At 39.1% G+C, this 24,072-nt stretch carries 23 protein-coding genes; 5 read left to right on the forward strand and 18 right to left on the reverse strand.

Going from position 1 to position 24,072, the window contains the following annotated elements; all coding sequences use genetic code 11:
- Positions 1–78 precede the first annotated feature (78 nt).
- Positions 79–2,055 (forward strand): 6-hydroxymethylpterin diphosphokinase MptE-like protein, encoded by a 1,977-nt coding sequence (locus LS69_RS02890; RefSeq protein ID WP_138121907.1) that lies wholly within the window; start codon positions 79–81, stop codon positions 2,053–2,055.
- Positions 2,056–2,126: 71 nt separating this feature from the next.
- Here the strand turns inward: LS69_RS02890 and pseH (LS69_RS02895) are convergent, their stop codons facing one another.
- From pseH (LS69_RS02895) to aspS, 9 genes are all read right to left on the reverse strand, one after another.
- Positions 2,127–3,230 carry a UDP-4-amino-4,6-dideoxy-N-acetyl-beta-L-altrosamine N-acetyltransferase gene (pseH, locus tag LS69_RS02895; RefSeq protein ID WP_138121909.1) on the reverse strand — a complete coding sequence of 368 codons (1,104 nt, stop codon included), beginning with the start codon at positions 3,228–3,230 and terminating at the stop codon, positions 2,127–2,129.
- 175 nt (positions 3,231–3,405) lie between these two features.
- Positions 3,406–3,900 (reverse strand): UDP-4-amino-4,6-dideoxy-N-acetyl-beta-L-altrosamine N-acetyltransferase, encoded by a 495-nt coding sequence (gene pseH / locus LS69_RS02900; protein WP_238699079.1) that lies wholly within the window; start codon positions 3,898–3,900, stop codon positions 3,406–3,408.
- Positions 3,901–3,910: 10 nt separating this feature from the next.
- Positions 3,911–4,657, reverse strand: a complete 747-nt coding sequence (locus LS69_RS02905) for a cytochrome c biogenesis protein CcdA (protein WP_138121913.1) — start codon at positions 4,655–4,657, stop codon at positions 3,911–3,913.
- A 38-nt stretch (positions 4,658–4,695) separates the two neighbouring features.
- Entirely contained in the window at positions 4,696–5,970 is a 1,275-nt protein-coding gene (locus tag LS69_RS02910) for a TRAP transporter large permease subunit (RefSeq protein ID WP_138121915.1), read from the reverse strand.
- Positions 5,971–5,988: 18 nt separating this feature from the next.
- Positions 5,989–6,591 carry a TRAP transporter small permease gene (locus LS69_RS02915; protein ID WP_138121962.1) on the reverse strand — a complete coding sequence of 201 codons (603 nt, stop codon included), beginning with the start codon at positions 6,589–6,591 and terminating at the stop codon, positions 5,989–5,991.
- Between the two features lie 47 nt (positions 6,592–6,638).
- Positions 6,639–7,661, reverse strand: a complete 1,023-nt coding sequence (locus LS69_RS02920; protein WP_138121917.1) for a DctP family TRAP transporter solute-binding subunit — start codon at positions 7,659–7,661, stop codon at positions 6,639–6,641.
- 168 nt (positions 7,662–7,829) lie between these two features.
- Positions 7,830–8,348: an inorganic diphosphatase gene (gene ppa / locus LS69_RS02925; protein WP_138121920.1), complete on the reverse strand. Its 519-nt coding sequence runs from the start codon at positions 8,346–8,348 to the stop codon at positions 7,830–7,832.
- A 73-nt stretch (positions 8,349–8,421) separates the two neighbouring features.
- A complete protein-coding gene (locus LS69_RS02930; RefSeq protein ID WP_138121922.1) occupies positions 8,422–8,994 on the reverse strand; it encodes an adenylate kinase in 573 nt (190 codons plus the stop codon).
- 9 nt (positions 8,995–9,003) lie between these two features.
- Positions 9,004–10,755: an aspartate--tRNA ligase gene (aspS, locus tag LS69_RS02935; protein ID WP_138121924.1), complete on the reverse strand. Its 1,752-nt coding sequence runs from the start codon at positions 10,753–10,755 to the stop codon at positions 9,004–9,006.
- 255 nt (positions 10,756–11,010) lie between these two features.
- Between aspS and LS69_RS02940 the strand changes: the two genes are divergently transcribed.
- Complete coding sequence (locus LS69_RS02940; RefSeq protein ID WP_138121926.1) at positions 11,011–11,421, forward strand: Fur family transcriptional regulator; 411 nt, start codon at positions 11,011–11,013, stop codon at positions 11,419–11,421.
- 91 nt (positions 11,422–11,512) lie between these two features.
- Here the strand turns inward: LS69_RS02940 and LS69_RS02945 are convergent, their stop codons facing one another.
- The 6 genes from LS69_RS02945 to tatA are packed head-to-tail and all read right to left on the reverse strand — an operon-like array spanning position 11,513 to position 15,996.
- Positions 11,513–12,025 (reverse strand): YhcH/YjgK/YiaL family protein, encoded by a 513-nt coding sequence (locus tag LS69_RS02945; RefSeq protein ID WP_138121928.1) that lies wholly within the window; start codon positions 12,023–12,025, stop codon positions 11,513–11,515.
- A gap of 9 nt (positions 12,026–12,034) precedes the next feature.
- Positions 12,035–12,508, reverse strand: coding sequence for a histidine phosphatase family protein (locus LS69_RS02950; RefSeq protein ID WP_138121930.1), 474 nt, complete (start codon positions 12,506–12,508; stop codon positions 12,035–12,037).
- A 21-nt stretch (positions 12,509–12,529) separates the two neighbouring features.
- Positions 12,530–13,216: a 5'-methylthioadenosine/adenosylhomocysteine nucleosidase gene (locus tag LS69_RS02955; protein ID WP_138121932.1), complete on the reverse strand. Its 687-nt coding sequence runs from the start codon at positions 13,214–13,216 to the stop codon at positions 12,530–12,532.
- Between the two features lies 1 nt (position 13,217).
- Positions 13,218–14,138, reverse strand: coding sequence for an ACP S-malonyltransferase (gene fabD, locus LS69_RS02960; protein ID WP_138121934.1), 921 nt, complete (start codon positions 14,136–14,138; stop codon positions 13,218–13,220).
- Between the two features lie 10 nt (positions 14,139–14,148).
- Positions 14,149–15,765 carry an arginine--tRNA ligase gene (gene argS / locus LS69_RS02965; RefSeq protein WP_138121936.1) on the reverse strand — a complete coding sequence of 539 codons (1,617 nt, stop codon included), beginning with the start codon at positions 15,763–15,765 and terminating at the stop codon, positions 14,149–14,151.
- Between the two features lie 3 nt (positions 15,766–15,768).
- Complete coding sequence (tatA, locus tag LS69_RS02970) at positions 15,769–15,996, reverse strand: twin-arginine translocase TatA/TatE family subunit (RefSeq protein ID WP_194145385.1); 228 nt, start codon at positions 15,994–15,996, stop codon at positions 15,769–15,771.
- Between the two features lie 218 nt (positions 15,997–16,214).
- Here tatA and LS69_RS02975 point away from each other — a divergent pair, with 218 nt between their 5' ends.
- Positions 16,215–18,164, forward strand: coding sequence for a methyl-accepting chemotaxis protein (locus LS69_RS02975; RefSeq protein WP_194145386.1), 1,950 nt, complete (start codon positions 16,215–16,217; stop codon positions 18,162–18,164).
- A 24-nt stretch (positions 18,165–18,188) separates the two neighbouring features.
- Positions 18,189–18,365 (forward strand): hypothetical protein, encoded by a 177-nt coding sequence (locus tag LS69_RS10330; RefSeq protein WP_194145387.1) that lies wholly within the window; start codon positions 18,189–18,191, stop codon positions 18,363–18,365.
- A gap of 255 nt (positions 18,366–18,620) precedes the next feature.
- Here the strand turns inward: LS69_RS10330 and uvrA are convergent, their stop codons facing one another.
- Positions 18,621–21,428: an excinuclease ABC subunit UvrA gene (gene uvrA, locus LS69_RS02980; RefSeq protein WP_138121964.1), complete on the reverse strand. Its 2,808-nt coding sequence runs from the start codon at positions 21,426–21,428 to the stop codon at positions 18,621–18,623.
- Between the two features lie 291 nt (positions 21,429–21,719).
- Between uvrA and htpG the strand changes: the two genes are divergently transcribed.
- Positions 21,720–23,603, forward strand: a complete 1,884-nt coding sequence (htpG, locus tag LS69_RS02985; protein ID WP_138121942.1) for a molecular chaperone HtpG — start codon at positions 21,720–21,722, stop codon at positions 23,601–23,603.
- On the opposite strand, the gene LS69_RS10335 is transcribed toward htpG, so the two are convergent.
- On the reverse strand, positions 23,598–23,774 hold the full coding sequence (locus LS69_RS10335) for a hypothetical protein (RefSeq protein WP_194145388.1): 177 nt from the start codon (positions 23,772–23,774) through the stop codon (positions 23,598–23,600). The genes htpG and LS69_RS10335 overlap by 6 nt on opposite strands.
- Positions 23,749–23,961, reverse strand: coding sequence for a hypothetical protein (locus tag LS69_RS02990; RefSeq protein WP_138121944.1), 213 nt, complete (start codon positions 23,959–23,961; stop codon positions 23,749–23,751). Before LS69_RS02990 ends, LS69_RS10335 begins: the two co-directional genes overlap by 26 nt.
- Between the last annotated feature and the right edge of the window lie 111 nt (positions 23,962–24,072).

The following is a 24,072-nucleotide window of genomic DNA, read 5'->3' on the forward strand; positions in this document are numbered from 1 at the left end:
CTTAAAGCCCATTTTTGGGCTTTTTTGCTATAATTTTTTCTACTTGAATCCGAATCCAAAACACAACAAGGAATCCCTATGTCTGAATCTCTTAACTCTCGCTTTGATAAGAATCTCGAAGCACTTGCTAAAGTCAATCCGCTTCTTGCCGCGCAACTTAAAATCCTAGAACCCAACAAAAAATACGAAGTCTATATCGGCAAAGACCCGCTAAACATCAATATCTACGACAAAGAAAACAAAGTCGCACTTTATCCCGATGAGCCTTTAACACAAACACTTGCAAAAATCAAAGAATTTGAATCCTTTTCGCTTTATCCGTTTTTTTATTTCTTTGGATTTGGCAATGGAATCTTTTATCGTTTGTTGCTCAACCAAAATTCATCACTCAAAAAACTCTTTATCTTTGAACCCGAATTGGAGTTGATTTATATTGCGCTAAATTTTGCGGATTTTAGCGAGGAAATTTCCACAGGAAAACTTTTGATTTTTTGGACTAGGACGACAGATTTTGGAGGATTGGATTCTTATTTATCTAGCGAGGGACAATGGATTTATTCTCGCATTTATAATCTCCATATTTATAATAACTATTATGGACGATACAGCGAAGAATGCTTGGCATTAAACACAATCATCACGCGCTCACTAGAGCACCATGTCATTTCTGTGGGCAACGATTCCACAGACGCACTTATTGGGCTAGAACATCATTTGCAAAATCTCCCCGAAATGATTACAACCCCCTCTTTAATGAATTTTGTTAAAAATGCCAAAAACACAGAATCTGCGGTGATTGTTTCCACAGGACCTTCGCTTTATAAACAACTCCCGCTTTTGAAAAAATACGCCCCTTATTTGACGATTTTCTGCGTTGATGCTTCTTTTCCGATTCTTGTTAAGCACGGAATTAAACCCGATGTTGTTGTAACGCTAGAACGCGTAGAGCCTACGGCGGATTTTTATATCAAAACCCCAAAAGCAGCACAAAAAGGCGTGATTTTCGCGCTCACAAGTATTATCCATCAAGCCACCACAAAGGCTATCACACAAGGAATCAAAACTTATAGTATGCGCCCCTTTGGCTATACGCGATTCTTTGATTTAAAAGAATATGGCTATGCGGGGATTGGAATGAGTGCTGCAAATATGGCTTACGAACTCATCGTGCATAATAGATTCAAACAATGTATTTTTATCGGGCAAGATTTAGCTTTTGCCCCTGATGGCAAAACGCATTCCAAAGACGCGATTTTTGGCGAAAACGAAGAACAATACAAACCCAAAGAAAATGTGCTAGAAAAAATCCTAGTCCCCGCTTATGGCGGAGATGGCTTTGTGGAAACAAGCTATGTGTGGAGAATGTTTCTAAACTTCTTTGAAAAAGACATTGCCGAAACGCCTTATGAATTAGAAGTGATTAACTCTACTGAAGGCGGAGCTAGAATCGCAGGGACGAAGGAGATTCCATTCCAAGCAGTCTTGGAATCCTTGCCAAAGGTGAAAAAATCTCCTATCCAACTTACACCGCCTACCAAAGCAGAGATTACCACAAACAGAAAACAAATTGAAAAGAAAGTCAAAGAGTTCCTAGACTATGGATACAAAAAGAAAAAAGAAGTGGAAAAACTTTTCTTAAAAGTCGTCAAAATGACAGAAGAGCTAGAAAGACTAAACCGCGAGAATAAACTAGAGAAAATCAAGTTTGATAAGATTGATAAACTAATGGAAGAGATTGATGATGTCAAAAATCTTTTCTTAGAAGAGACTTTCGTCAAAGTCTTCATTGACGCGGTGCAATCCTATATCGTGCATCAAGAATTAGAGTTTGCAAAGATCGTCGTGCGCCCTGTGCATACTTTGATTGAAAAACAAGTCAAGCAAATTGATTGGCTTTATGCGCATAAATTTTGGCTTTTTTCTCTTGCAGGAGGAATGGACGCGACTTTGGAAGTCGTCAAACGCTCCACTAAAACTTGGCTAAAACTTCCTAAAAAATACGAAGAAGGGGCAAAAGAAATCAAAGATTCTACTACACAAAAGAATCAAAAATGAAGCAAACGCAACCCTAAAACTCGCTTCAAAAATTCCTAGTGAAATAGAGTTTGTTGGGCGCAAATTAAATCCTATAAGGCATTAAGCCTAAGCGACATTTCTAGCACTTCTTTGCCCAAAACTTGCTTTTTGGATTCTTCTTTGAATCCAAACTTTTTATGCAAATTTATCACTTGTTTGTTGCTACAAAACACTTCCAAGCTTAGCTTCTTTTTCCCCAAAATCTTAAAAACATAAAACAAGCTGATTTGCTCTAATACCCGCCCGATTCCACCAATGTTTAAATTAGGGTTTGCGAAGAATCCAAACTCTGCTTCTTCTCCTTTAAATGCGAAGTTAATACTTCCGAGTATCTTACCACAAAATCTTATGAGGAAATATTGCTTATTTTTATTGTTTTTTAGAGATTCTATGAAAGCAAAATGTTCGTCCTGTAAGATATTATGTTGATTATAAAGATTAGATTTCACGCTTTCTAAATTCCTAATCTCCAAAATTGCACAGGATTCACCTATGCTTAAATCCGCATAATCTTCAAGATCTAAACAAATCGCACTAATTACCCCCGAAATAGTAGGAATCTCGCCTTTTTTAGGTTGCACACTTTTGCCTTTTTCACCAACCTCTTGCGATTCTATGCTTTTTGTAATATCTAGCTCACTATCTTTTGCGGTGCGTTTGGGATATAAACTCGGCTCACCCCTCTGCGCTTTGGGATTCATCTTTGGGAATCTCTCCAAAAACTCCAAGCACATTTCTTGGCACATTCTAGCTTGTTTTTCTTGCAACTCCTCATAAAGCTCCAAACCATTTAAACGCAAAGTCTTCTGAAGATAGATAACTCCACTATCTACTCCAGCATCCGCCTTAAATAGCGTAAAAACAACAGAATCTTTGCCCTCTAAAACTTGCCAAAACAAAGGCGACCAACCCTTACCTTTAGGCAATGAAGAGGCGTGAATGAAGAGATTTAAACAATTTTTATCCAAAAACTCTTGCGGGATAATTTGATGATAAGAGAGAATAAAAACCACTTCATAGGATTCTTTCATCTCCAAATGAGAAAAATAAAGCTGCGCTTTTGGGATTAAGTGTTGTAACTCTTGCGCGTAAGGGACAAACCATTGATTGGGAGAAGTGAGAATCGCAATCCTCTGCTTGGATTCTACGCACATAGGCTACTCCTATGCCCATTAGTATTTAAAATCCGCGCATTTTTTGGAGTTTGCGCGGGAGTTTGAATCCACAAAACAGGGAAACTAAGCTCATCTCTTAAAGCAAAAACATTATGAGATTCTCGTGCATAGATTTTACAATCTTGATTTTTACAAGATTGTAAAAGGGCAATAACTAAAGACTTATAATCCCCCCCCCCCGCGCAGGTGTAGGAATCTCCAATGTGGAGAGTTTAAAATAACTCATCGTTGCGTCCTTTTTGGTTAAAATAAAGCCAAATTTGGCATAAAGCGCGATTGCCTTTGTGTTGCAATTTAGCACACAAGCGTAGATTTTTGAAACTCGCAAAACACTTTTGGCGTATTCTAGCATAGCCTCCATAAGCCTTGTTCCATTCCCTCTTAAATCGGGATTCTGATAAATCCCAAACTCGCAAGAGATTCCAAAGTTTATATCCACAAAACAAACAACACCCAAAATCTCACCACCCTCTATAAGCAAAAAATATTGCTTACTTTCATCTCCTCTTAAAGTCTCTAAAAATGCCAAATGCCCTCTTAGACTAATGGTTTGCGTCCGCATAAAAGGTGCGATTTTTAGGTGATTTCTCCAGCCATACACTAAGACTTTTTCTACTTCGTTTAAATCCAAAAAATTCTTAAACTGCATCACAATCTTCTTAAACCAAAATTTTCACAAGATATGTAGAAAGCGCATTCATTCCACCACTTGCGACAAGGATTCCAATCAAAACCAACAAAACCCCAGCGCACTTTTCAATCCACCCAAAATAAGCTTTGATTGCCTCCAAAAAAGCAAAGGCATAGCCAATAAGCAATGCACAAAACAAAAAAGGCAAGGAGAATCCAAGCGTATAAATCACAAGCAATGCTAAACCACCACTTTCATCTAGGCTTGTTAGAGAGATAATCGCAGCTAAAATCGGACCAACACAAGGAGTCCAGCCAAGAGAAAAACTCACCCCAAGCAAAAAAGGCGCGAAGAAATCCCTTAAGATTCCGAAGCGATATTCAGCTTGAAAGGTTTTCGTGTAATGCAAAAATGGAATCCTAAAAACTCCCAAGGTATGCAATCCAAAAACAATCAAAATCCCCCCAGCAAAAAAACGCAGAATCGGACTTAGTAAGATTCCGCCTTGTAGGATTCTAGCCGCCACCGCGCCAAGTAGCACAAAGACAATCCCAAGCCCCAATACAAAAAATATCGCACTTCTTAGAATCCTGATGCGCGTTTTGAGGTTAAGGTTTCCAGAATTTTTCAACTCTTGCAAAGAGACTTCAGAGATATAAGAAAGATAAGCAGGAATCAAAGGCAACACACAAGGGCTTACAAAGGTCAGAATCCCGGCAATCAAGCTGATGAGATGGGGGGCATTTTCAAAAAATGCCACAAGCGATTCTTCCAACCTCTAAATCCTTCTCTTTTAAGCCCTTGCAGTTTGGTTTAGTTTAGCAAATTTGGCAACCAAAGTGAAATCGCAGGGACATAAGTAACTAGCCCAAGCCCTAAGAGTAAAACACAAAGCCAAGGAATCACGGAGATTGTAACATCTTTGAGGCTTAATCCCGTAAGCGAACTTGCCACAAAGAGATTCAGCCCTACCGGAGGCGTTAGCATTCCTAACTCCATATTTACAATCATCGCGATTCCAAAATGAATCGGGTCAATCCCCAACTGCAAAGCAATCGGCAACAACAATGGAGTCATAATCATCACGACAGAGCTAGGCTCCATAAATTGCCCCATCACAAAAAGCGCGATATTAACCAAAATCAAGAATAGCCACCAACTCATATTCATATTGACTAGACTTTCTGCAATCGTATGAGGAATGCGCTCACTTGTCAAGAAATGCGCGAACACTACCGCAAAGCCAATGATGAAGAAAATCATCGCAGTTGTGATGGCGGCATCTAAAAGCACACCATAGAGTTCTTTAATCTTAATATCACGATAAACGAAAATAGAAACAACAAACGCATATACTGCGCTAATCCCCGCTGCTTCTGTGGCGGTGAAGATTCCTGCATAGATTCCACCAATCACAACAAAAACAATCAGCAAAGCCCAAAATGCTTCTTTAAATTTAGCCCAACGCTCACTAAAGGGAGCAGGTTTCGTGGCTTTGAATCCCAATCTTTTTGCGCCAAAGTAGGCATACACCATCATCATTCCACCAATCATCACGCCCGGCACGACACCTGCCATAAATAACTTTTCAATGGAAACTTCCGCTGTTACGCCATAAACAATCATCACAACAGAAGGTGGAATCAGAATCCCAAGACTTCCCGCAGAAGTGATTGCTCCGACCGAATAACTCTTAGGATAACCCGCTTGAGAGAGTGCGACGAACATTACAGAACCGATTGCAACAACCGTCGCAGGGGAACTTCCACTCACCGCAGCGAAGATAATACAAGCTAGAATCGCACTCATTGGAAGACCACCGGGCAAATGCCCAACAATGCTCCTTGCGAAATCTACGATTCTTTGCGCGGAGCTTCCTTTGCTCATCAAAGAACCTGCTAAAATAAACATTGGAATCGCCATTAAAGCCGGTTTTAGACCATTTAGCATAATTTCAGGCACACCCATAATATCATAAGAGCTAAACAATAGCATTGTGATAACCGCACTTACGCCCAATGAAATAGCAACAGGCACACCGACTAACAACAAACCAAACAATACAATTAGCAAAAATGCAACACTCATTAATTCTCCTACACTTCACTAATCTTTGATTACAGAATCGTGAATCATCTCTTCTTCAGCATTTTTCACGACTTTATCCGCGTCTGTCCATGAAACCTCATAGATTTTTTCAACAGAACGATAGGTTGCCCCCAAAAAAGCAATAGGCAAACAAAGAAGAAACACCCACAAAGGAACTTCGTGCAATGCTTCGCTCATATAGCCAATTTCATAATTCAGATAACAAACCATCAAACTTGCATAAAACATAAAACCTAAAAAAACAGAGTTTAAAATATGTGTTGCAATCACACAGGCTTTAGCAAGGGCTGGAGGAAATTTCTCCACCAACATTGTAACGGCGATATGCACACCTTTTCTAAATCCATACGCTGCGCCAAAAAAAGCCGACCACAAAAAGCAATATCTTGCCACTTCTTCTGCCCAAGTGAGCGAACCAATCTCCGGATAGAATCCAGCGATATAGCGCACACTTACATTGATTGCAGTAATTACGATTCCAAGTGCCATTCCTACGACTGCCACATTTTTGTTTATCCCTGCAATAATCTTGTCTAAAATAGCAAAAAGCTTATTAACGCTCGGGTCTTTATGTGCCCACAAAAAAGGCTTTTGAATCATCAACAATAAATTACGCAAAATGCAACCTTTTTATAAAAATAATAAACTTATTTTGTATTGAGTGTTTTCTCGATTAAATCCTTACCAATCAAATCATAGAATTTAGGATAAATCGCAATCATCACATCTTGCCATTGTTTCTTTTGCGCATCGTCTAGCTCATAGATTGTCGTGTTTGTTTTATCATCTGCTTTGAGCTTGTCTAGCAACATTTTCTCTTCTTTTGCGCTCTCTTCGCGTTCAAAAATTGTTGCTTCACGCATTGCAACAGAAAACTTTTCTTGCAAATCCGCAGGTAACTCTTTCCAAAATTTCTCACTTGCAACAACCAAATATCCCAAATATCCGTGATTTGAAATTGTAATAGAGCTTTGAACTTCGTAAAATTTGGAATTATAAAGGTTAGAGAGTGGATTCTCCGCAGCATCTACCACACCTGTTTGCAATGCAGAATACACTTCGCCAAAAGGTAAAACTTGTGGAATCGCTTTAACTGCTTTTGTTTGCTCTTCTAGCACTTTAGAACTCATAATTCTCATTTTTTGCCCCTCTGCGTCGCTTGGTTCAATGATAGGTTTTTTGTTGGTGCTGAATTGTTTAAAACCTGCGTCCCAATAATCCAAAGCAATATAGCCTTTGCTTGAAATCACATCTTTTAGGATTTTTCCTACTTCTCCGTCCATTACTTGGTGCAAATGCTCGGTATCACGGAAAATAAAAGGAACATCCCAAAGGTTAAATTCTTTTGCAAAAGGTGTGAATTTTGAAAAGCTAGGCGCAGCAAGTTGCACATTATTGCGCTTTAATTCTTGGAATACTTTATCGTCATCTACAAGTTGCGCTGATGGGAAAACATGCACTTTAATTTTGCCATCGGTTAGTTCTTCAACTCTTTTGGCAAAAAAATCCGCAGCCCTTCCTTTAGGCGTATTAGCACTTACAACATGCGCAAACTTCACTTCATAAACTTTGTTAGCATCTTGAGCGGAAGCGTTTGCTTCTTTGTCTTCTCCGCCACAACCGATAAACCCAAATACAGCCAATGCTGAAACTAAAAGAATTTTTTTCATTTTCTCTCCTCATTTACAAATAAATAAACTCAACTTTTGTTAAGTTTTTAATATTTTATAAAAGTATTCTTAGAATACGAATTAAAATCAAAAAGCTTTCACGCATTCGGGATAGAATCCCAAATATTTCCCCACTAAAGATTACTTTTTGAAACAATATCTGCAAACTTATTGATAATTCTTAATCGCCTTATCTAAAATTTCTTTTGCAGCATTCACATCTTTGTATTCCTTAACTTTTACCCATTTGTTAGGTTCTAGAGTTTTGTAAGTTTCAAAGAAATTTTTGATTCTATCTAGCGTGATTTGTGGCAAATCCTCTAAGCTTTGGATTCTATCATATCTTGGGTCAATTTTGCTCACAGGCACTGCGATGAGTTTCTCGTCCATTCCGCTCTCATCTTCCATAATCAAAACGCCAATCAAACGCGCTTTAATCACGCTCCCTGCTTGCAGAGGATATTCATTTAATACAAGCACATCGGCAGGGTCGCCATCATCACTTAAAGTATTTGGCACAAAACCATAGTTTGCCGGATAAAACATCGCGCTATACATCACTCTATCTACAACAACCGCACCAGATTCCTTGTCAATCTCATATTTAATATTAGAACCATAAGGAATCTCAATCACAACATTAAGCTTGTTAGGATTCTCTCCCACACTGATTTTTGATACATTCATTTTTTATCCTTCAAAGTTGATTCCACAACAAAAATCCTTGTCCTTACTGCGCAAGGTATTTTGTGGTCGATTTTTAGATTTTAGATTTGATAAAGCTTTCCATTTCCGCGACAATCTCTTCAATCGTGCGCTCACCGCTGATTTTTTTCAAAATGCCCTTTTTGCCATAGAAATCTTGAATCTCTTTAAGCGGTGTTTGATAGACTTCCATACGATTATTGAACACTTCTACATTATCATCTGCCCCTCTAGCGCGTCCAAGAACCCTATCACAAGCCGTTTCTCTGCTTACTTCTACTTCAATCACGCTTACAAGATCAATGTCTTTTTTGCTATTTAGAATCTTATCAAACTCCAACATTTGCTCGACACTGCGAGGATAACCATCAATAATCACAATATCTTTTAACGCATTAGAAATCGCATCCACAATCGTCTTTACCACAATTTCAAGCGGCACAAGATTCCCTTTGCTTGTATAGCTATCAATCAGCTTACCAAGCTCACTTCCGCTTGCCACTTCTGCGCGTAGCAACTCACCTGTGGAATAATGCACAATGCTTTCACTATTGTTTTTGCTGATTAATTCCGCGTCCGTTGTTTTACCGCTTCCGGGTGCTCCGATTACTAAAAATAACTTTTTCATTTCTCTCCTTTATCGTTTGGTTTCTCTAACTTTAATATGCAACTCCCTTAGTTGCTCCTCATTTGCCGCACTTGGCGCATCTGTGAGCGGACAAGTTGCTTTTTGGGTTTTAGGGAATGCAATCACATCACGGATAGAGTTTGCCTTGCAAAGCAGCATAATAATGCGATCTAATCCAAATGCGATTCCACCATGCGGTGGCGCACCATATTGCAATGCGTCAAGCAAAAAGCTGAATTTGTTTTTCGCTTCTTCCTCGCTAATGCCAAGCAAACTAAATACGCGACTTTGAATCTCTTGATTATGAATCCTAATGCTTCCCCCACCAATTTCAAAGCCATTTAAAACTACATCATAAGCGATAGAGCTAATTTCTTCAATATCTTCTACATCTAAATCTTTTGGCATCGTAAAGGGGTGGTGTAGTGCCGAAACGCTACCATCTTCATTGCGTTCAAACATCGGAAAATCCACAACCCATAGGAATTTGTAAAGATTCTCATCAATGAATCCCATATCTTGAGCAATTTTTTGGCGCAAACGCCCCATATAATCCCACACAATCTTTTTGCTTCCCGCACCAAAAAACACAATATCCCCGACTTTTGCGCCAACGCGTTCTATCAGCGTTTTTAGATTCGCTTCCGTTAAAAACTTCACAAGAGGTCCCTTTGCGCCCTCTTCTTTGATTTGGATATATGCCAATCCTTTTGCTCCAAATTTTCGGACAAATTCCTCTGCCTCACCTAAAGTTTTGCGTGTGAAAAATTCATCACCTTTAGGGACGCAAAGTGCCTTAATTCTGTTATTTTTAGAATCTTTGGCTAATGTAGAAAAAATCTCATTGCTAGATTCCACAAACAAATCCGCTACTTCTGCTAATGGCAAAGCAAAGCGTAAATCCGGCTTATCACTTCCATAAGTCTCCATCACTTCTTTATAAGTATGGTGTTCAAAAGGTGTTTGGATTGCGATTCCACAAACTCCAAAAATCGCCTTAAGCGTAGCTTCTGCGGCTGCCATCACATCTTCTTGTTTGCAAAAACTCATTTCTACATCAATTTGCGTAAATTCTGGTTGCCTATCAAGCCTTAAATCCTCATCTCTAAAACATTTGGCGATTTGAAAATATCTATCAAATCCACTAATCATTAATAATTGCTTGAATAATTGCGGACTTTGTGGCAAAGCATAAAATTCTCCGTGATGCACACGACTTGGCACAAGATAATCCCGCGCACCCTCTGGGGTTGCTTTTGTGAGAATTGGCGTTTCAACCTCTAGGAATCCCAAACCACTTAATGCGTTGCGTGTTGCTTGTGCTACCTTGCTTCGCGTGATAAAAATCTCTTGCAAACGCGGATTGCGCAAATCCAAATAACGATATTTCAAACGCACATCTTCGCCCACACTCTCATCGCCCACAGCAATAGGTGGCGTTAAGCTTTTGTTTTCAATTTTTAGTGATTCTACCAATACTTCAATTTTGCCTGTTTTGAGTTTGGGATTCTCCAATCCCTCGCCCCTTGCACGCACTTTACCCTTGGCAATCAAGACATATTCATCGCGCACTTCACTAGCAATCTTATGTGCTTCGCCACTATCTTTTGGGTCAAACACAAGCTGCACAAGCCCACTGCGGTCGCGTAAATCAATAAAAATGATTCCGCCATGGTCGCGATAGGTATTACACCAACCACACAGGCTCACCACTTCCCCAATATTTTGTTCGCCCAAATCTGCACAATAATGGCTTCTCATGGCATTACTCCTAAAATTTAACAAAATAAGTGTGTGATTGTATCAAAAAATAATAAATAATAAAAGCTAAAAGGAATCAAGAGACAAAGCAATAGAAAAACTGCCATTAGAATCCTAATGTCTAAACTTGCAAACAGACAAAAATCAATAAAAATAAATACTCTAAGATTATTTATTGATAATTTTTCTTGATAAAAAAAAATAATTTTTGTAGAATACAAACTTCAAAAAGAATCATTATTAGGAAAATTCACAATGTTTGAAAAAATTTTAAAAGAAAAACATCTCAAAATCACTCCACAAAGGTTGGCAATTCTCAAAGAGATTCAAAAGTTTGGGCATATTAGCATTGATGAAATCTATGAAAACATCAAAGAAAGCAATCCCTCTATGTCTCTTGCTACGATTTACAAGAATCTTAGCTCTATGCAAGAAGCTAAAATCGTTGATGAAGTCAAATTTCCAAACCACAAACAACGCTACGAACTCACAAAGAATCCGCATATTCACCTTGTTTGCGAAAAATGTGGGAAAATTATGGATATGGAGATTGACGCTTCGGTTGAAAACCTCAAGGCAATGTGCGCTAAAACTTCTTCCTATGATATTAAAGAAGCTTCCATTGCGATGATTGGAATCTGTCCGCAATGCCAAGCAGTAGTTTAAAGTAGTTTAAGCACGAATCGCACCAACGATTCTGCATTACATTAAGAATCCCTGCAGGATAAAGGGATTCTGCAAATAGAATCCCTCTCGCTTAGAAATTCAACTTCACAAACTCTTTTGGGACTTTGACGACGACTTTTTGCACTAGGCTAGATTCTGCATTACTAGAGATTCCACCTGCATGGACATCAAGACTTTCAAAGACGGCAAGATTTCCGGGAAACAGCTGAATGCTTGAAAGAAACGCACTAGGATAGTATTCAATCAAATCTTTTGTAGAATCCAAAGGATTCTTCACCTCGCATAAGCTATTTGGAGCAACGAAAAAAATCTCTTTGCCATAAACCACCATTTGAAAATCCACCATTGCTTGATGGCTCTCATAAAACGCTTCTTTGGGGGATTTGGTATAGTAGGCTTGTTCAATCGCTCTTGCCCCGCCATCAAAATGCACGACAAATTCTTCTTTGGCTTGTAGAGAAGTGATGCGATGATACACTTCACTCTCTTCGTCTAGCGCGTCAAAAAGATAACCAAAAACCTTGTTTAATACTTCGTTTTTCTTGAATTTGTTTGCCACATCAGGCAAATAACCTAAAAACATAGAATCCCTCTAAAAATTATGCAACCCTACAAGCAGCCAATCATTCTCGCCCTCGCGCTCTAGCTCTACTACACAACCTTTTCCTACATAAAGATTCAAAGTTCCCTTAGCGCAAATAAATCGCACAAATTCGCTAATACTTGGCTCATGCCCAACCACAACCAAAGTTTGCCAATCGTCCTCAATCTCCTCTTTATGCCCCAAAAACCCTTGCAATCCTTCCTCTGGATTGATGTTTGGATTCAAAAAGAATGTGCTGTGGGATTGCTTTTTAGCGATATATTTTGCCGTATCACACGCCCGTAACGCAAGAGATGAGATGATGGCATCAACATTGGGATATTTTTTGCCAATGTATTTTGCAATCTGCTTTGCTTGTTTGACGCCTTTTTTAGTCAAAGGACGCTTTAAATCATCTTCACCTGAACCAATCCATTTTTCTCTGTTTTCTGCTTTTGCATGTCGCACCAAAATTAAACGCATTTTTCTCTCCTTGTTTTAAGTTTAAATTTCATCAATCATTTGAATCACAAGCGAAGCACTCACACGCGCACTTGTTTCCAAAAATTCCTCATAGCTCACCAATGCTTCATCGCCCGCATTGTCTGATATTGCACGAATCACACAAAGGGGAATCCCTAGATTATCGCAGACGACTGCAACACTTGCGCCCTCCATTTCAATCGCATCTGCATTGAACTCGTTTTTAATCCAATCCTTGCGCTCTTTGGAGCTAATAAACTGGTCGCCTGTGGCAATAACGCCTTGATAAATCGTCCAACCATTTTTCTTAGCAATCTTTTCTGCGATTCCATTGAGTGCTGTATCGGTTTGCGTGAAAACCTTGCCTTCGGAAAAATAACCAAATGGGTGTCCAAAAATCGTAATATCCACATCGTGTTGGCATAATTTCTCACCAAGCACCAAATCACCAATCTTGTATTGCGGATTGATTCCCCCTGCAACACCATTGAAAATTATCTTTTCACAACCAAAGTGCAAAATCATCGTGCTAGCAGTCAAAGCAGAATGCACCTTGCCAATCCGACTATATGCGATAATTAATGTTTTGGATTCCAAAACCACTTTATAAAAGGTATTCCCGCCAAAAGAAATACTCTCATAAGTTTGGTAATGCGCAAGTAAAGGAGCAATCTCTTCGGGCATTGCACCCATAATCCCAACTATCATCTTAATCCTTTTGTAAAAAATCTTGAATCTCTGCGTAAGTTTGTAAAGAGATTGTTTCTTTTTGGCTTAATCGTTTATTTAAACCCTTTAGCACATTTCCGCCGCATTCTATAAATCCATCAATTCCTGCGTCATTTTCGCGAATAGATTGTTTATAAAGCACGGGAGAAACGAGCTGTTGTGCCAACAATTCCAATGCTTGATTTTTGGTTCGATAAGGTTTGGCATTAACATTAGAAATAATAGGAAAACTAAAAGAATCTCTTAATGCCTCATCTAGCAAGACTTTAAAGTCCTCACGCATTCCCTCTAAAATCGGACAATGACTTGCCACAGACATCGGAAGCATTAAGGCGCGTTTTGCTCCAAGTCCTTTAATCTCTACTTCCAAAGCCGATAAATCCTCCCTGCTTCCTGCAAGCACCATTTGCCCATCGCCATTATAGTTAGCACACCAAATCTTCAAGCCCCTATTGCGTTTTTTCTCGCAAAACTCCTCTAAGATTCCATCTTCTAGCCCAAGCACAACCATCATTCCAGCTGATTTTTCTCTGCAAGATTCTTCCATTAAATACCCACGTTTGCTCACCAATGAAATAGCTTGTCCAAAGTCCAAAGCTCCACTTGCACAAAGCGCACTAAACTCTCCTAAAGAATGCCCCAAACCAAAAGCGATTTTGTCTTTTATCTTTGGCAAAATCAGAGAAAAAACGCTAAAACTCACCAACAAAATCGCGGGTTGCGTATATTGCGTTAAGTTTAATTGATTGTTTTCTTCAAAGCAAAGTTTCGCCATATCTGTTTTTAGAATCTCACTTGCTTGTTCAAAATACTGCTTCACTTCTGTGCTGTTTTCAAATAAATCTTTCCCCATTCCAATACTTTGACTACCCTGACCCGGGAAAATCACTGCTTTACTCAAAATTTCTCCTTTACATACTTTTTTTAGCTCTAACACCAAGCAATGCAAGTCCTAGATTTAAAGACTCTGCGACAACAACCAACACTTTTAAGATTTGTTCTTGCTTCTCTGTGTTTAGGATTTTGGTTTCATTATAAAAGCGATGGAACTCACTCGCCAACATTTTTAAAAAATCTACGACTTTATTAGGAGCACGTTGCACAAAAGCGTCCATTAAAACTTTATCAAGCCCCAAAGATAGCACCAATAAGGAGCAGAGATTCTCTTCCATATTTTCTAAAGAAGTCGCAAAGGAATCTCGCGCAAGATTCTTAAAATCCTCAATTTTAAAATTAGACTTTGAAAACAAAGTATGGATACGCGCGTGTGCGTAATTAATGTAATACACAGGATTGCTAGAATCTTGCTTTTTTAGCTCTTCTACATCAAATTCCAAATGCGTGTCTGCTTTTTTACTCAAAAAAATCAAACGCAACGCGTCCGCTCCTACTTCCTCCACCACTTCTTTCATCAAAATAAAATTACCCGCGCGTTTGCTCATTTTATAGGCTTCGCCATTTTTAAGCAAAGCCACCATTTGAGATAAAAGCACTTCTAGCTTACTACTATCATAACCCAAGAAGTTAATCGCCGCTTTCACACGCGCAATATAGCCGTGATGGTCTGCTCCCCAAATATTAATATAGTGATCAAAATGTCGCGCAAACTTATCCCCATGGTAAATAATATCTCCCGCAAGATAAGTTGGCTCTCCATTCTCGCGCACCACTACGCGGTCCTTTTCATCACCACATTCGCTAGACTTTAACCACAACCTCCCCTCTTCCTCATAGATTCCATTGTGCTCTTTAAGTGTTTGTAGTGTGGAATCCCAACGCGAAAACAATTCCTTTTCGCTAACATAACAATCAAATACGATTCCAAGCTGTGCTAAATTTTCTTGAATCTCTTTGAGCATTTCATTTTTGCCAAATTCGCTTAACAAGGCAAGTTCTGACAAATCTTCAAAGACTTTTAATCCTAAGGATTTTTTGACAACTTGTGCCAAATCTAAAATATATTCACCTTTATAACAACCCTCTGGCAACTCATAAGATTCGCCAAAAAACAAATGCCGTCCGGCGTAGTAAATAGACTTGCCTAAATTTTCTATTTGCACACCTGCATCGTTGATATAATATTCGCTCACAATATGGAATCCCAAAAACTTCCCAATCCGCGCTAAACTATCACCAAAAATCGCTCCACGCGCGTGTCCGATATGCAAAGGACCTGTTGGATTGGCACTCACATATTCTAGTAAAATCTTTTCGGATTCGTTTTGTATTTGTTTGGAATTAGAAGATTTGGAATCTTGTTGCAAAAATTCCCACGCACAGATTCCTAAAAATGTGTCGCTTAGGCTAAAATTAACATATCCTCCCACGACATTTACACTTGCAATTTGTGGCAAAGATTCTAGCTTTTGGGCGAACTCTTCTGCAATGCTTTGTGGGCTTTTGCGCAGACTCTTCGCAAAGCTAAAAGTCGGCAAAGCAAAATGACCGAATTTCCTATCACGAGGCTTTTCTAAAATACTAGAGATTCCTAACGCCTCATCTACGATTTGTTTGATATTTTGCATCATAAACTATGCTTTTGTTGTTTCGTTAGTTGTAGTTGTGGCAGATTCTTTTTTATCTTGCTCAATCTTCGTGTTTTGTGCGGTGATTTCCTCATCGTCTTCTTTAACAGCTTTTTTGAAGTTTTTAATCCCCGAACCCAAACCTTTTGCCAAATCCGGAATCTTTTTTGCTCCGAACAAGACAACAATAATCAATAAGACAATCAGTAATTGCTGGACGCTTGGCATCATCATTTAATCCTTATTTGTGTGAATTTTTTAAGATTATAGCATAATTCCTCTTGCAACTACAAAACACAAATTTTAGTTTTTGATTTTTCTTGCTTTTCTACACGAAAAGCACATTTTTACACAGGGGATAAAAACTCTTAGGTGGAATTATGGAATCCTAAGGTTTATTAAAATGATTGTGAGATACAATGTTTAGACAACACAAAAAGGGAAATTGGGAAATGAAATTATCATTAAATTTAAAAGTAACATTGAGCATTACGCTCACAGCAATCATTGGATTTTTGATTTTTGGAATCTTGCAATACCAAACAACCAAAACAAGCACTTTGCAAACAGAGCAAAAAAGCTATCAAGGCAAACTCCATTCTATTCAGCTTTTGCTTGTTTCTTATATTTCAGAAAAGCAAACCGCTATTAATCGCCTCAAAGACGAAATCGCAAATCATCTTGACGATGAGGCGAGTATTGCCAAAAGCCTAGAGCTTGTCGAAAAAACAAGCGGATTCAACCTTGTTTATTTTGGTGTAGAGACTAGCGGTAGAATGATGCGTAGCAATGGAAACCATGTCTTCCCAGAAAGTGGATATGACCCGCGCAAACGCAGTTGGTATTATGATACTAAAGCACAAAACCAATCCATTGTCTTAAACAATGCTTGGCTACAAGCGAGTAAAAAACTTCCGGTGTTTGGATTTGGTGCGCCTTTGCAACACAATGGCAGTTTTTACGGCGTCGTCAGTGGAGATATTGCGCTTAAGCCTCTTAATGATTATTTGGAATCCCTACAAAAAGGCGAACATTATACAATTTTCGCAACCGACCCTAGTGGCAAAATCATTCTTTCGCAAAATGCCGATGAGATTCTTAACCAAAGTGAAATCTCTAAATTATTGGTAGAAAAATCCAAAAACAATACGAATCAATTTATTTTCTTTGAACAAGAAGGGGAAGAAAAGTTCGGAATCTGCTCACTCAATCCGCTTACTCAATGGAATGTGTGCTTAGTCGGAGAGGAAAAACTACTTTATAAATCCATTCACGAAAACACGACTTTTCTAGCGATTTCTTTGCTTGTCTTTGCGATTGTGCTTATTGTGCTTATCAACCTTTTTGCGCGCAAAATCCTTAGTCCTATTGAAGTCTTGCGCAAAGGAATCTTGGATTTCTTTGATTATTTGCATTTCAAAACTACGAGTGTCAAGCTTTTGCACATCAACACCCACGATGAATTAGGAGAAATGGCGCAAACTATCAACGCAAACATTAAAGAGATTCAGACAAATTTAGAAAAAGAACGCACCTGTGTGCAAGAAACTCTAAAATCTCTTGAATACGCTAAAGAAGGGAATTTTGGACGCTTCATAGAATCCGAATCCAACAACAAACAGCTTAACAATATCAAACTCTACCTCAATCAAACTCTGCAAGACTTAAACCAAAACTTTGAAACCATTGAAAAAGCATTAGAAATGTTTAAAGGCAATGATTTCACACACATTGCAGACACTAACGAAAGCAAGGGCGCATTGCTTCGCGTGGTAGAAAATATCAACGAATTAGGACGCTATATCCAAAATATGCTCCAAACTTCTAGCGGAATCGCCCAAACGCTTAAAGGGCATTCTGGCACTCTACAAGAACGCGTGGCAAACCTCCAAGCTTCCGCACACGCACAAACGCAATCCTTAGAGCAAACAAGCATTGCCGTTACTGCAATCACGGATTCTATGCACAATGTCGCTAACAAAAGCGGAGAAGTAATCCAACAAAGCGATGATATTCGCAATGTTGTCGGCGTGATTAAAGACATTGCAGACCAAACCAATCTTTTAGCACTTAATGCTGCTATTGAAGCTGCAAGAGCAGGAGAACATGGAAGAGGATTTGCTGTTGTTGCCGATGAAGTGAGAAAACTAGCAGAGAGAACAGGAAAATCCTTAAATGAGATAGAAGCAAATGTGAATGTCTTAGTGCAAGGCATTAATGATATGAGTGAATCTATCAAGGAAGAATCCCAAAGTGTAGAGAAAATCAACCTTGCCGTAGAACAACTAGAAAAACTCACACAAGAGAACGAATCTATCGCCAACTCCTGTGCAGAAATTTCTAATGTTGTGGATAATCTAGCCACCAAAGTGCTTGATGAAGCCAATAATAAGAAGTTTTAGAATCTCCACTTAAGCATCGTGGATTTGGCAGGTGTTTTCATTACATCATCACAGGATTCCACATTGCGCACGATTGCCAAAGTATTACCATGCGTCATTGCGAGATTCTACAATGCGCGTTTGTTACCTTGCGTCATTACGAGAGGTTGTCAGACTTCGTGGCAATCCGCAATGCAAATAGCCCAAAAGGCGAAACAATAGAATCCTTACAGCTATTTCAATCACGCAAATAGTCCTAGTCAAAGGCTAATGCAAACAAACAGGCAATAAGGAAGGTTTCCTTTTCTTGTTTGTGAGTTTTGCATTAGCCTTTGACTTTGTCTCACCAGCCTCCATTGCGAGAAGTTGCCATGCAACTTTGGTTACCAACAAAGCTAACAATGGAATCCTAAAGGCGAGATTCTAGGTGTGGATTTACAAGTGTAAGTGAACCGCCAATGCAGCAACAAAAGTCTTTTACGATTCCATTCCTAGCTCTTTTGCCAAAAATCTCCCGGTATGGCTTCCTGTTTTTTTGTATCGCTTTGCGATTCTTTCAGGTGTGCCACTATCTACGATAGTTCCGCCATTGCTTCCGCCCTCTGGTCCAATATCAAGGATAAAATCCGCGTTTTTAATAATATCCAAATTATGCTCAATCACAATCACGCTATTGCCCAAATCTGTCAAATGGTGCAACACGCGCGTAAGCCTATCCACATCGGCGAAATGCAATCCCGTAGTTGGCTCATCAAGCACATAAAGCGTTTTTCCTGTATCCTTGCGGCTCAATTCTTTGGCTAGTTTTATCCTTTGCGCTTCTCCACCACTTAGCGTAACCGCATTTTGCCCCAAAGTAATATAGCCAAGCCCCACATCTTGCAATGTTTTAAGCTTCTGATAAATGCGCGGAATCTTAGCAAAAAACTCACACGCTTCATCAACACTAAAGGACAACACTTCTGCGATATTTTTGCCCCTATATTCTACTTCCAAAGTTTGCGCATTATAACGCGTCCCGCCACACGCATCACATTTAACCATAATATCGGGCAAGAAGTGCATTTCAATCCTAATTTCTCCCTCTCCCATACATTTTTCGCATCTTCCGCCTTTGACATTAAAGCTAAAGCGTCCAATGCCATAGTTACGAATCTGCGCTTCTTTCGTCTGCGAGAAAACTTGCCGAATCTCATCCATCGCGCCTGTATAAGTTACAGGATTTGAACGCGGAGTGCGCCCAATGGGGCTTTGGTCAAGATAAATCACTTTATCTAGCTTCTCTAGCCCTATAATCTCCACACCATCAACTTTTTTAACTTTTTTGCGATTGTTTAACAATTCTTGCGCAACAGGGAGCAAAGTCTGCAATACAAGGGAGCTTTTGCCACTTCCACTCACGCCCGTTACACACACGAAATTCTTAAGCGGTAATTGGACATTAAGATTGTGGATATTGTTAATATTAACATTGCGAATCTCAATCCATTCTTCTTGATTGCGGCGCACGAAATATTCTATCTTTTTTGCCCCGCTTAAATACTGCGCGGTTTGCGTATTGCTATTTAGCAACTGCGTAAGATTCCCACTAAAGACAACTTCCCCGCCATATTTACCCGCACCGGGTCCAATATCCACGATAAAATCCGCGTGTTCAATCGTTTCTTTGTCGTGTTCTACGACAATCACAGAATTTCCCTTTTGTTGCAGACTTCTTAAAGTCTTGATGAGTTTTAGCGTATCGCGTTCGTGCAACCCAATACTTGGCTCATCTAGCACATACATTACGCCGGTTAATCCACTTCCAATTTGACTTGCGATTCTAATGCGTTGCGATTCGCCCCCGCTGATACTTCGTGCATCACGCCCCAAACTCAAATATCCAAGCCCCACATCATAGAGGAAATAAAGCCTCTCGCAAATTTCTTTTAGAATCGGAGCGGCGACCATCGCGTTTTGTTTATCCAAATGTACGAAACTTTCAGGATTGGCAAAAAATCCATAACATTCTTCAATCGGCAAGTCTATCAGATTCCCAATGGTTTTGTTAGCGACTTTAACAGCCAAAGATTCGGGCAACAAACGATGTCCTCCGCAATCCTCACAGACTTTTTCGCTCATATAATCGCCCAAATCCTTATTGTCTTTAAACATATCATAAGCAATCGCAATCACTCCAGCCCAAGGACGCTTAAGCTTCGAGCTTTTCCAAACAAACTCTACTTCCTCTTGACTTCCATAGAGAACTAATTTTTGTTGGTATTCATTCAAATCTTCAAAAGCCGATTTGGGATTGATTTGGTTTGCCAAACAAAAGGCGCGGAACAGCTCATTATAATAACTTTTGTTGAATCCATAAATGATTTTAATCCCTCCCTCACTCAAAGGCAAACTTGATTGGATAACTTTTTTGGTATCAATCGTATAACGAATCCCCAAACCATCGCATTTAGGACACGCTCCTTTGGGAGAATTAAACGAGAAGCTAAGAGGCTCTAGCGGAGTAAAAGAGACTTTACAATCAAAACAAGCCAAATGCTCACTATAATGCACCAAAGTAGGCTTGGATTCCTTATCTTCGGGTAGAATCTCAATCTCCACTTCGCCATAAGATTCCTTTAAAGCCTTTTCAATATCTTCTGCGATTCTTTCTTTGTTTGCAACATTCACAACCACGCGGTCAATCACAACTTTAATCGTGTGCTTTTTGGTTTTAGCAAGACTGATTTCCTCATCTAAGCGCGTCAGCACACCATTAATTTGCGCTCTGATATAGCCTTTTTGACGCAGAGATTCTAATTTGTCATTAAAAGTTCCCTTTTTTTCGCGGATAATCGGGGAGAGGATTAGGATTTTGGAATCTTCTTTGATTTTTAAAACCTCTGCGATAATATCACTTGCACTCATTTTGGAAATCGGTTTGCCGCACAAATGGCAATGCTGCACACCAATCCGCGCAAAAAGAAGCCGAAAATAATCGTAAATTTCAGTAATCGTCCCCACCGTGGAGCGCGGATTCTTGCTTGTAGTTTTTTGATCAATCGCAATCGCGGGAGTTAGCCCCTCTATCTTATCCACATCGGGTTTGCCGATTTTATCCAAAAACTGCCTTGCATAGCTAGAGAGCGATTCTATATATCTGCGTTGTCCCTCGGCATAAAGTGTATCAAAAGCAAGGGTGCTCTTCCCGCTTCCGCTAAGCCCCGTGAGGACAACAAGCTTGTTTTTAGGAATACTTAAACTGATGTTTTTGAGATTATTTTCTTTAGCATTGGTGATGATAATATGATCTAGTGGCGTAGGTTTAGGTTGCGTTTTTGTGGTTTGTGTTTGTGTTTTTGGATTCAAAATCAGCCCTTTATTTGCAAGATTGCATTGAAATAAAATCAATCTGTAATTATAACAAATTACAAAAGATTTCGCACAAATGTAGCATCTTATTCTTTGCTTTTGCCAAACAAAACTTTTATATTCATCATATAATGAAACTTGATAATAATAATATAAAGTTTATTGACATTATCAAAACTTTTGTTATAATTTCGCACAAATTTTAAGATTCAAAAAGGATAAACCATGGCAAAACATACTTTTCAAACCGAAGTGAATCAGCTACTTGACTTGATGATTCACTCTTTATACTCCAACAAAGAAATCTTTTTGCGCGAGTTAGTAAGCAACGCTTCTGATGCACTTGATAAATTGCAATATTTAACCCTCACAGACGATAAACTCAAAAACCTAGATTTTACACCCAAAATTGACATTGCTTTTGATAGTGAAAAAAACACACTCACTATTAGCGATAGCGGAATCGGAATGAATGAGCAAGATTTGATTGAAAATCTAGGAACGATTGCAAAGAGTGGCACAAAAAACTTCCTCTCCAAACTTAGCGGAGATAAGAAAAAGGATTCCGCGCTGATTGGACAATTTGGCGTGGGATTCTACTCTGCCTTTATGGTAGCAAACAAAATCATCGTAACAACCAAAAAAGCGGGTGAAACACAAGCTTATGCGTGGATTAGCAACGGAAGCGGGGAATTTGAAATTGAAAAATGCGAAAAAGAATCGCACGGAAGTGAAATCAAGATTTATCTAAAAGAAGATGAAAAAGAATGGACAAGTCGTTGGAGAATTGAAGAGATTATCAAAAAATATTCCGACCACATTCCATTCCCTATTTTCTTGCATTACACAGAAACCAAAAGCGAGGGTGAGGGTGCGAATAAAAAAGAAATCATAGAAGAGAAAAACGAGCAAATCAACAAAGCTTCCGCGCTTTGGAGAATCTCCAAAAAAGACTTAAAAGATGAAGAATATAAAGAATTTTACAAAAACCTAAGCTACGATTCTAGCGACCCTCTAAGCTGGATTCATACTAAAGTAGAGGGAACTTTAGAATACACGACTTTATTTTATATCCCACAAACTGCGCCTTTTGACCTCTATCGCGTGGATTACAAAAGCGGTGTGAAGCTCTATGTCAAGCGCGTGTTTATCACCGATGATGATAAAGAACTCTTGCCTCCTTATTTACGATTCGTGCGCGGAATCATTGACAGCGAGGATTTACCGCTGAATGTAAGTCGTGAGATTCTACAACAAAACAGAATCCTAGCGACAATTAAATCCGCATCAACCAAAAAAATCCTAAGCGAAATAGAATCCCTGCAAAAAGATGAGGAAAAATACAACAAATTCTATAAAGAGTTTGGACGCTGCCTCAAAGAGGGAGTTTATAGCGATTTTGAAAACAAAGAAAAACTATTAGAACTTTTGCGATTCGCTTCTACCAAAAGCGAGGGCAAAGAAATCGCATTTAAAACCTACAAAGAGCGAATGATTGAAGGGCAAAAAGCGATTTATTACCTACAAGGCGAGGATTTGGAACTATTGAAAAGCTCCCCTCTTTTAGATGCATTCAACAAAAAAGGAATTGAAGTCTTTTTGTTTGCTGAAGAGATTGATGGAATCGTAATGCCAATGGTGCAAGAGTTTGACAAAACGCCACTACGCGCTATCACTTCCAAAGAAGCCTTAGAGGATTTAGGGGAAGAAAAAGTAGAGGAAGCAACGCAAGAAAAATTCAAAGCCCTATTGGAAAGCTTCACAAAAATTTTAGGCGAAGAAGTTAAAGAAGTGCGCTTAAGTGCGCGATTGATTGACGCGCCTTCTTGTATCGTAAGCGACCCTGAAGACCCCAATGCTGCAATGCTTAAGATGATGAAGCAAATGGGTGCTATGGGAATGGGCGGTGAGATTCCAGAACCCAAACCGATTTTAGAACTCAATCCAAACCATGCGATTCTAACCAAACTCTTAGACGCAGACAGCCAAAAGCAAGAACAAGTCGCGCATTTACTCCTTGAAGAAGCCAAGCTTTTAGAGGGTGGCAAACTCAAAGATGTTCATGCGTTTGTAACGCGCCTTAATATGCTTCTACAAAACAGCTTATAATCCGATATGGAATCCCACATTACTTAAAGTCGGGATTCCATCTCGCCCATTATCCTTTAAAAACGACATTGCATTAAGAATCCCCTGCACCATTACAAGGATAATCAAATCAATTTTAATGTTACTGCCTCGTCGTCGTGAGATTCTACAATGCGTGTTGCTTTGCGTCATTGCGAACGAGCGTCTGCGAGTGCGGCAATCCACGCTTTAGAATCTCGCCATTGTAGAATCCCCTTTTATCAAGATTATAGATTTGCGCTAAAGCGGGTGAAATTTGTTTCACAAATTGCGCACCACGAGTTTTTACAAAACTCTCGCAATGACGCAGTAGTAAAATTACAGATTGGTAACTCGTCATTGCAAACTTAGTGAAACAAATCCACAATCTAGCACAAAAGATTCTATTCTACTATGGAATCCCAATTTATAATCCCTTTTTAATTACTTGGATTTTTGCTAAAATAGTTTG

This window comes from Helicobacter sp. MIT 05-5294 (genome assembly GCF_000765675.1).
Lineage (GTDB): Bacteria > Campylobacterota > Campylobacteria > Campylobacterales > Helicobacteraceae > Helicobacter_D.

What these genes read in the sequence shown, in the direction of transcription:
- LS69_RS02890 (WP_138121907.1), top strand. Translation starts at nt 79, where the DNA reads ATGTCTGAATCTCTTAACTCTCGCTTTGATAAGAATCTCGAAGCACTT.
- pseH (WP_138121909.1), bottom strand. Translation starts at nt 3,230, where the DNA reads ATGTGCGTAGAATCCAAGCAGAGGATTGCGATTCTCACTTCTCCCAAT.
- pseH (WP_238699079.1), bottom strand. Translation starts at nt 3,900, where the DNA reads ATGCAGTTTAAGAATTTTTTGGATTTAAACGAAGTAGAAAAAGTCTTA.
- LS69_RS02910 (WP_138121915.1), bottom strand. Translation starts at nt 5,970, where the DNA reads ATGAGTGTTGCATTTTTGCTAATTGTATTGTTTGGTTTGTTGTTAGTC.
- LS69_RS02915 (WP_138121962.1), bottom strand. Translation starts at nt 6,591, where the DNA reads ATGATTCAAAAGCCTTTTTTGTGGGCACATAAAGACCCGAGCGTTAAT.
- LS69_RS02920 (WP_138121917.1), bottom strand. Translation starts at nt 7,661, where the DNA reads ATGAAAAAAATTCTTTTAGTTTCAGCATTGGCTGTATTTGGGTTTATC.
- ppa (WP_138121920.1), bottom strand. Translation starts at nt 8,348, where the DNA reads ATGAATGTATCAAAAATCAGTGTGGGAGAGAATCCTAACAAGCTTAAT.
- LS69_RS02930 (WP_138121922.1), bottom strand. Translation starts at nt 8,994, where the DNA reads ATGAAAAAGTTATTTTTAGTAATCGGAGCACCCGGAAGCGGTAAAACA.
- aspS (WP_138121924.1), bottom strand. Translation starts at nt 10,755, where the DNA reads ATGAGAAGCCATTATTGTGCAGATTTGGGCGAACAAAATATTGGGGAA.
- LS69_RS02940 (WP_138121926.1), top strand. Translation starts at nt 11,011, where the DNA reads ATGTTTGAAAAAATTTTAAAAGAAAAACATCTCAAAATCACTCCACAA.
- LS69_RS02945 (WP_138121928.1), bottom strand. Translation starts at nt 12,025, where the DNA reads ATGTTTTTAGGTTATTTGCCTGATGTGGCAAACAAATTCAAGAAAAAC.
- LS69_RS02950 (WP_138121930.1), bottom strand. Translation starts at nt 12,508, where the DNA reads ATGCGTTTAATTTTGGTGCGACATGCAAAAGCAGAAAACAGAGAAAAA.
- LS69_RS02955 (WP_138121932.1), bottom strand. Translation starts at nt 13,216, where the DNA reads ATGATAGTTGGGATTATGGGTGCAATGCCCGAAGAGATTGCTCCTTTA.
- argS (WP_138121936.1), bottom strand. Translation starts at nt 15,765, where the DNA reads ATGATGCAAAATATCAAACAAATCGTAGATGAGGCGTTAGGAATCTCT.
- tatA (WP_194145385.1), bottom strand. Translation starts at nt 15,996, where the DNA reads ATGATGATGCCAAGCGTCCAGCAATTACTGATTGTCTTATTGATTATT.
- LS69_RS02975 (WP_194145386.1), top strand. Translation starts at nt 16,215, where the DNA reads ATGAAATTATCATTAAATTTAAAAGTAACATTGAGCATTACGCTCACA.
- htpG (WP_138121942.1), top strand. Translation starts at nt 21,720, where the DNA reads ATGGCAAAACATACTTTTCAAACCGAAGTGAATCAGCTACTTGACTTG.
- LS69_RS10335 (WP_194145388.1), bottom strand. Translation starts at nt 23,774, where the DNA reads ATGACGCAAAGCAACACGCATTGTAGAATCTCACGACGACGAGGCAGT.
- LS69_RS02990 (WP_138121944.1), bottom strand. Translation starts at nt 23,961, where the DNA reads ATGACGAGTTACCAATCTGTAATTTTACTACTGCGTCATTGCGAGAGT.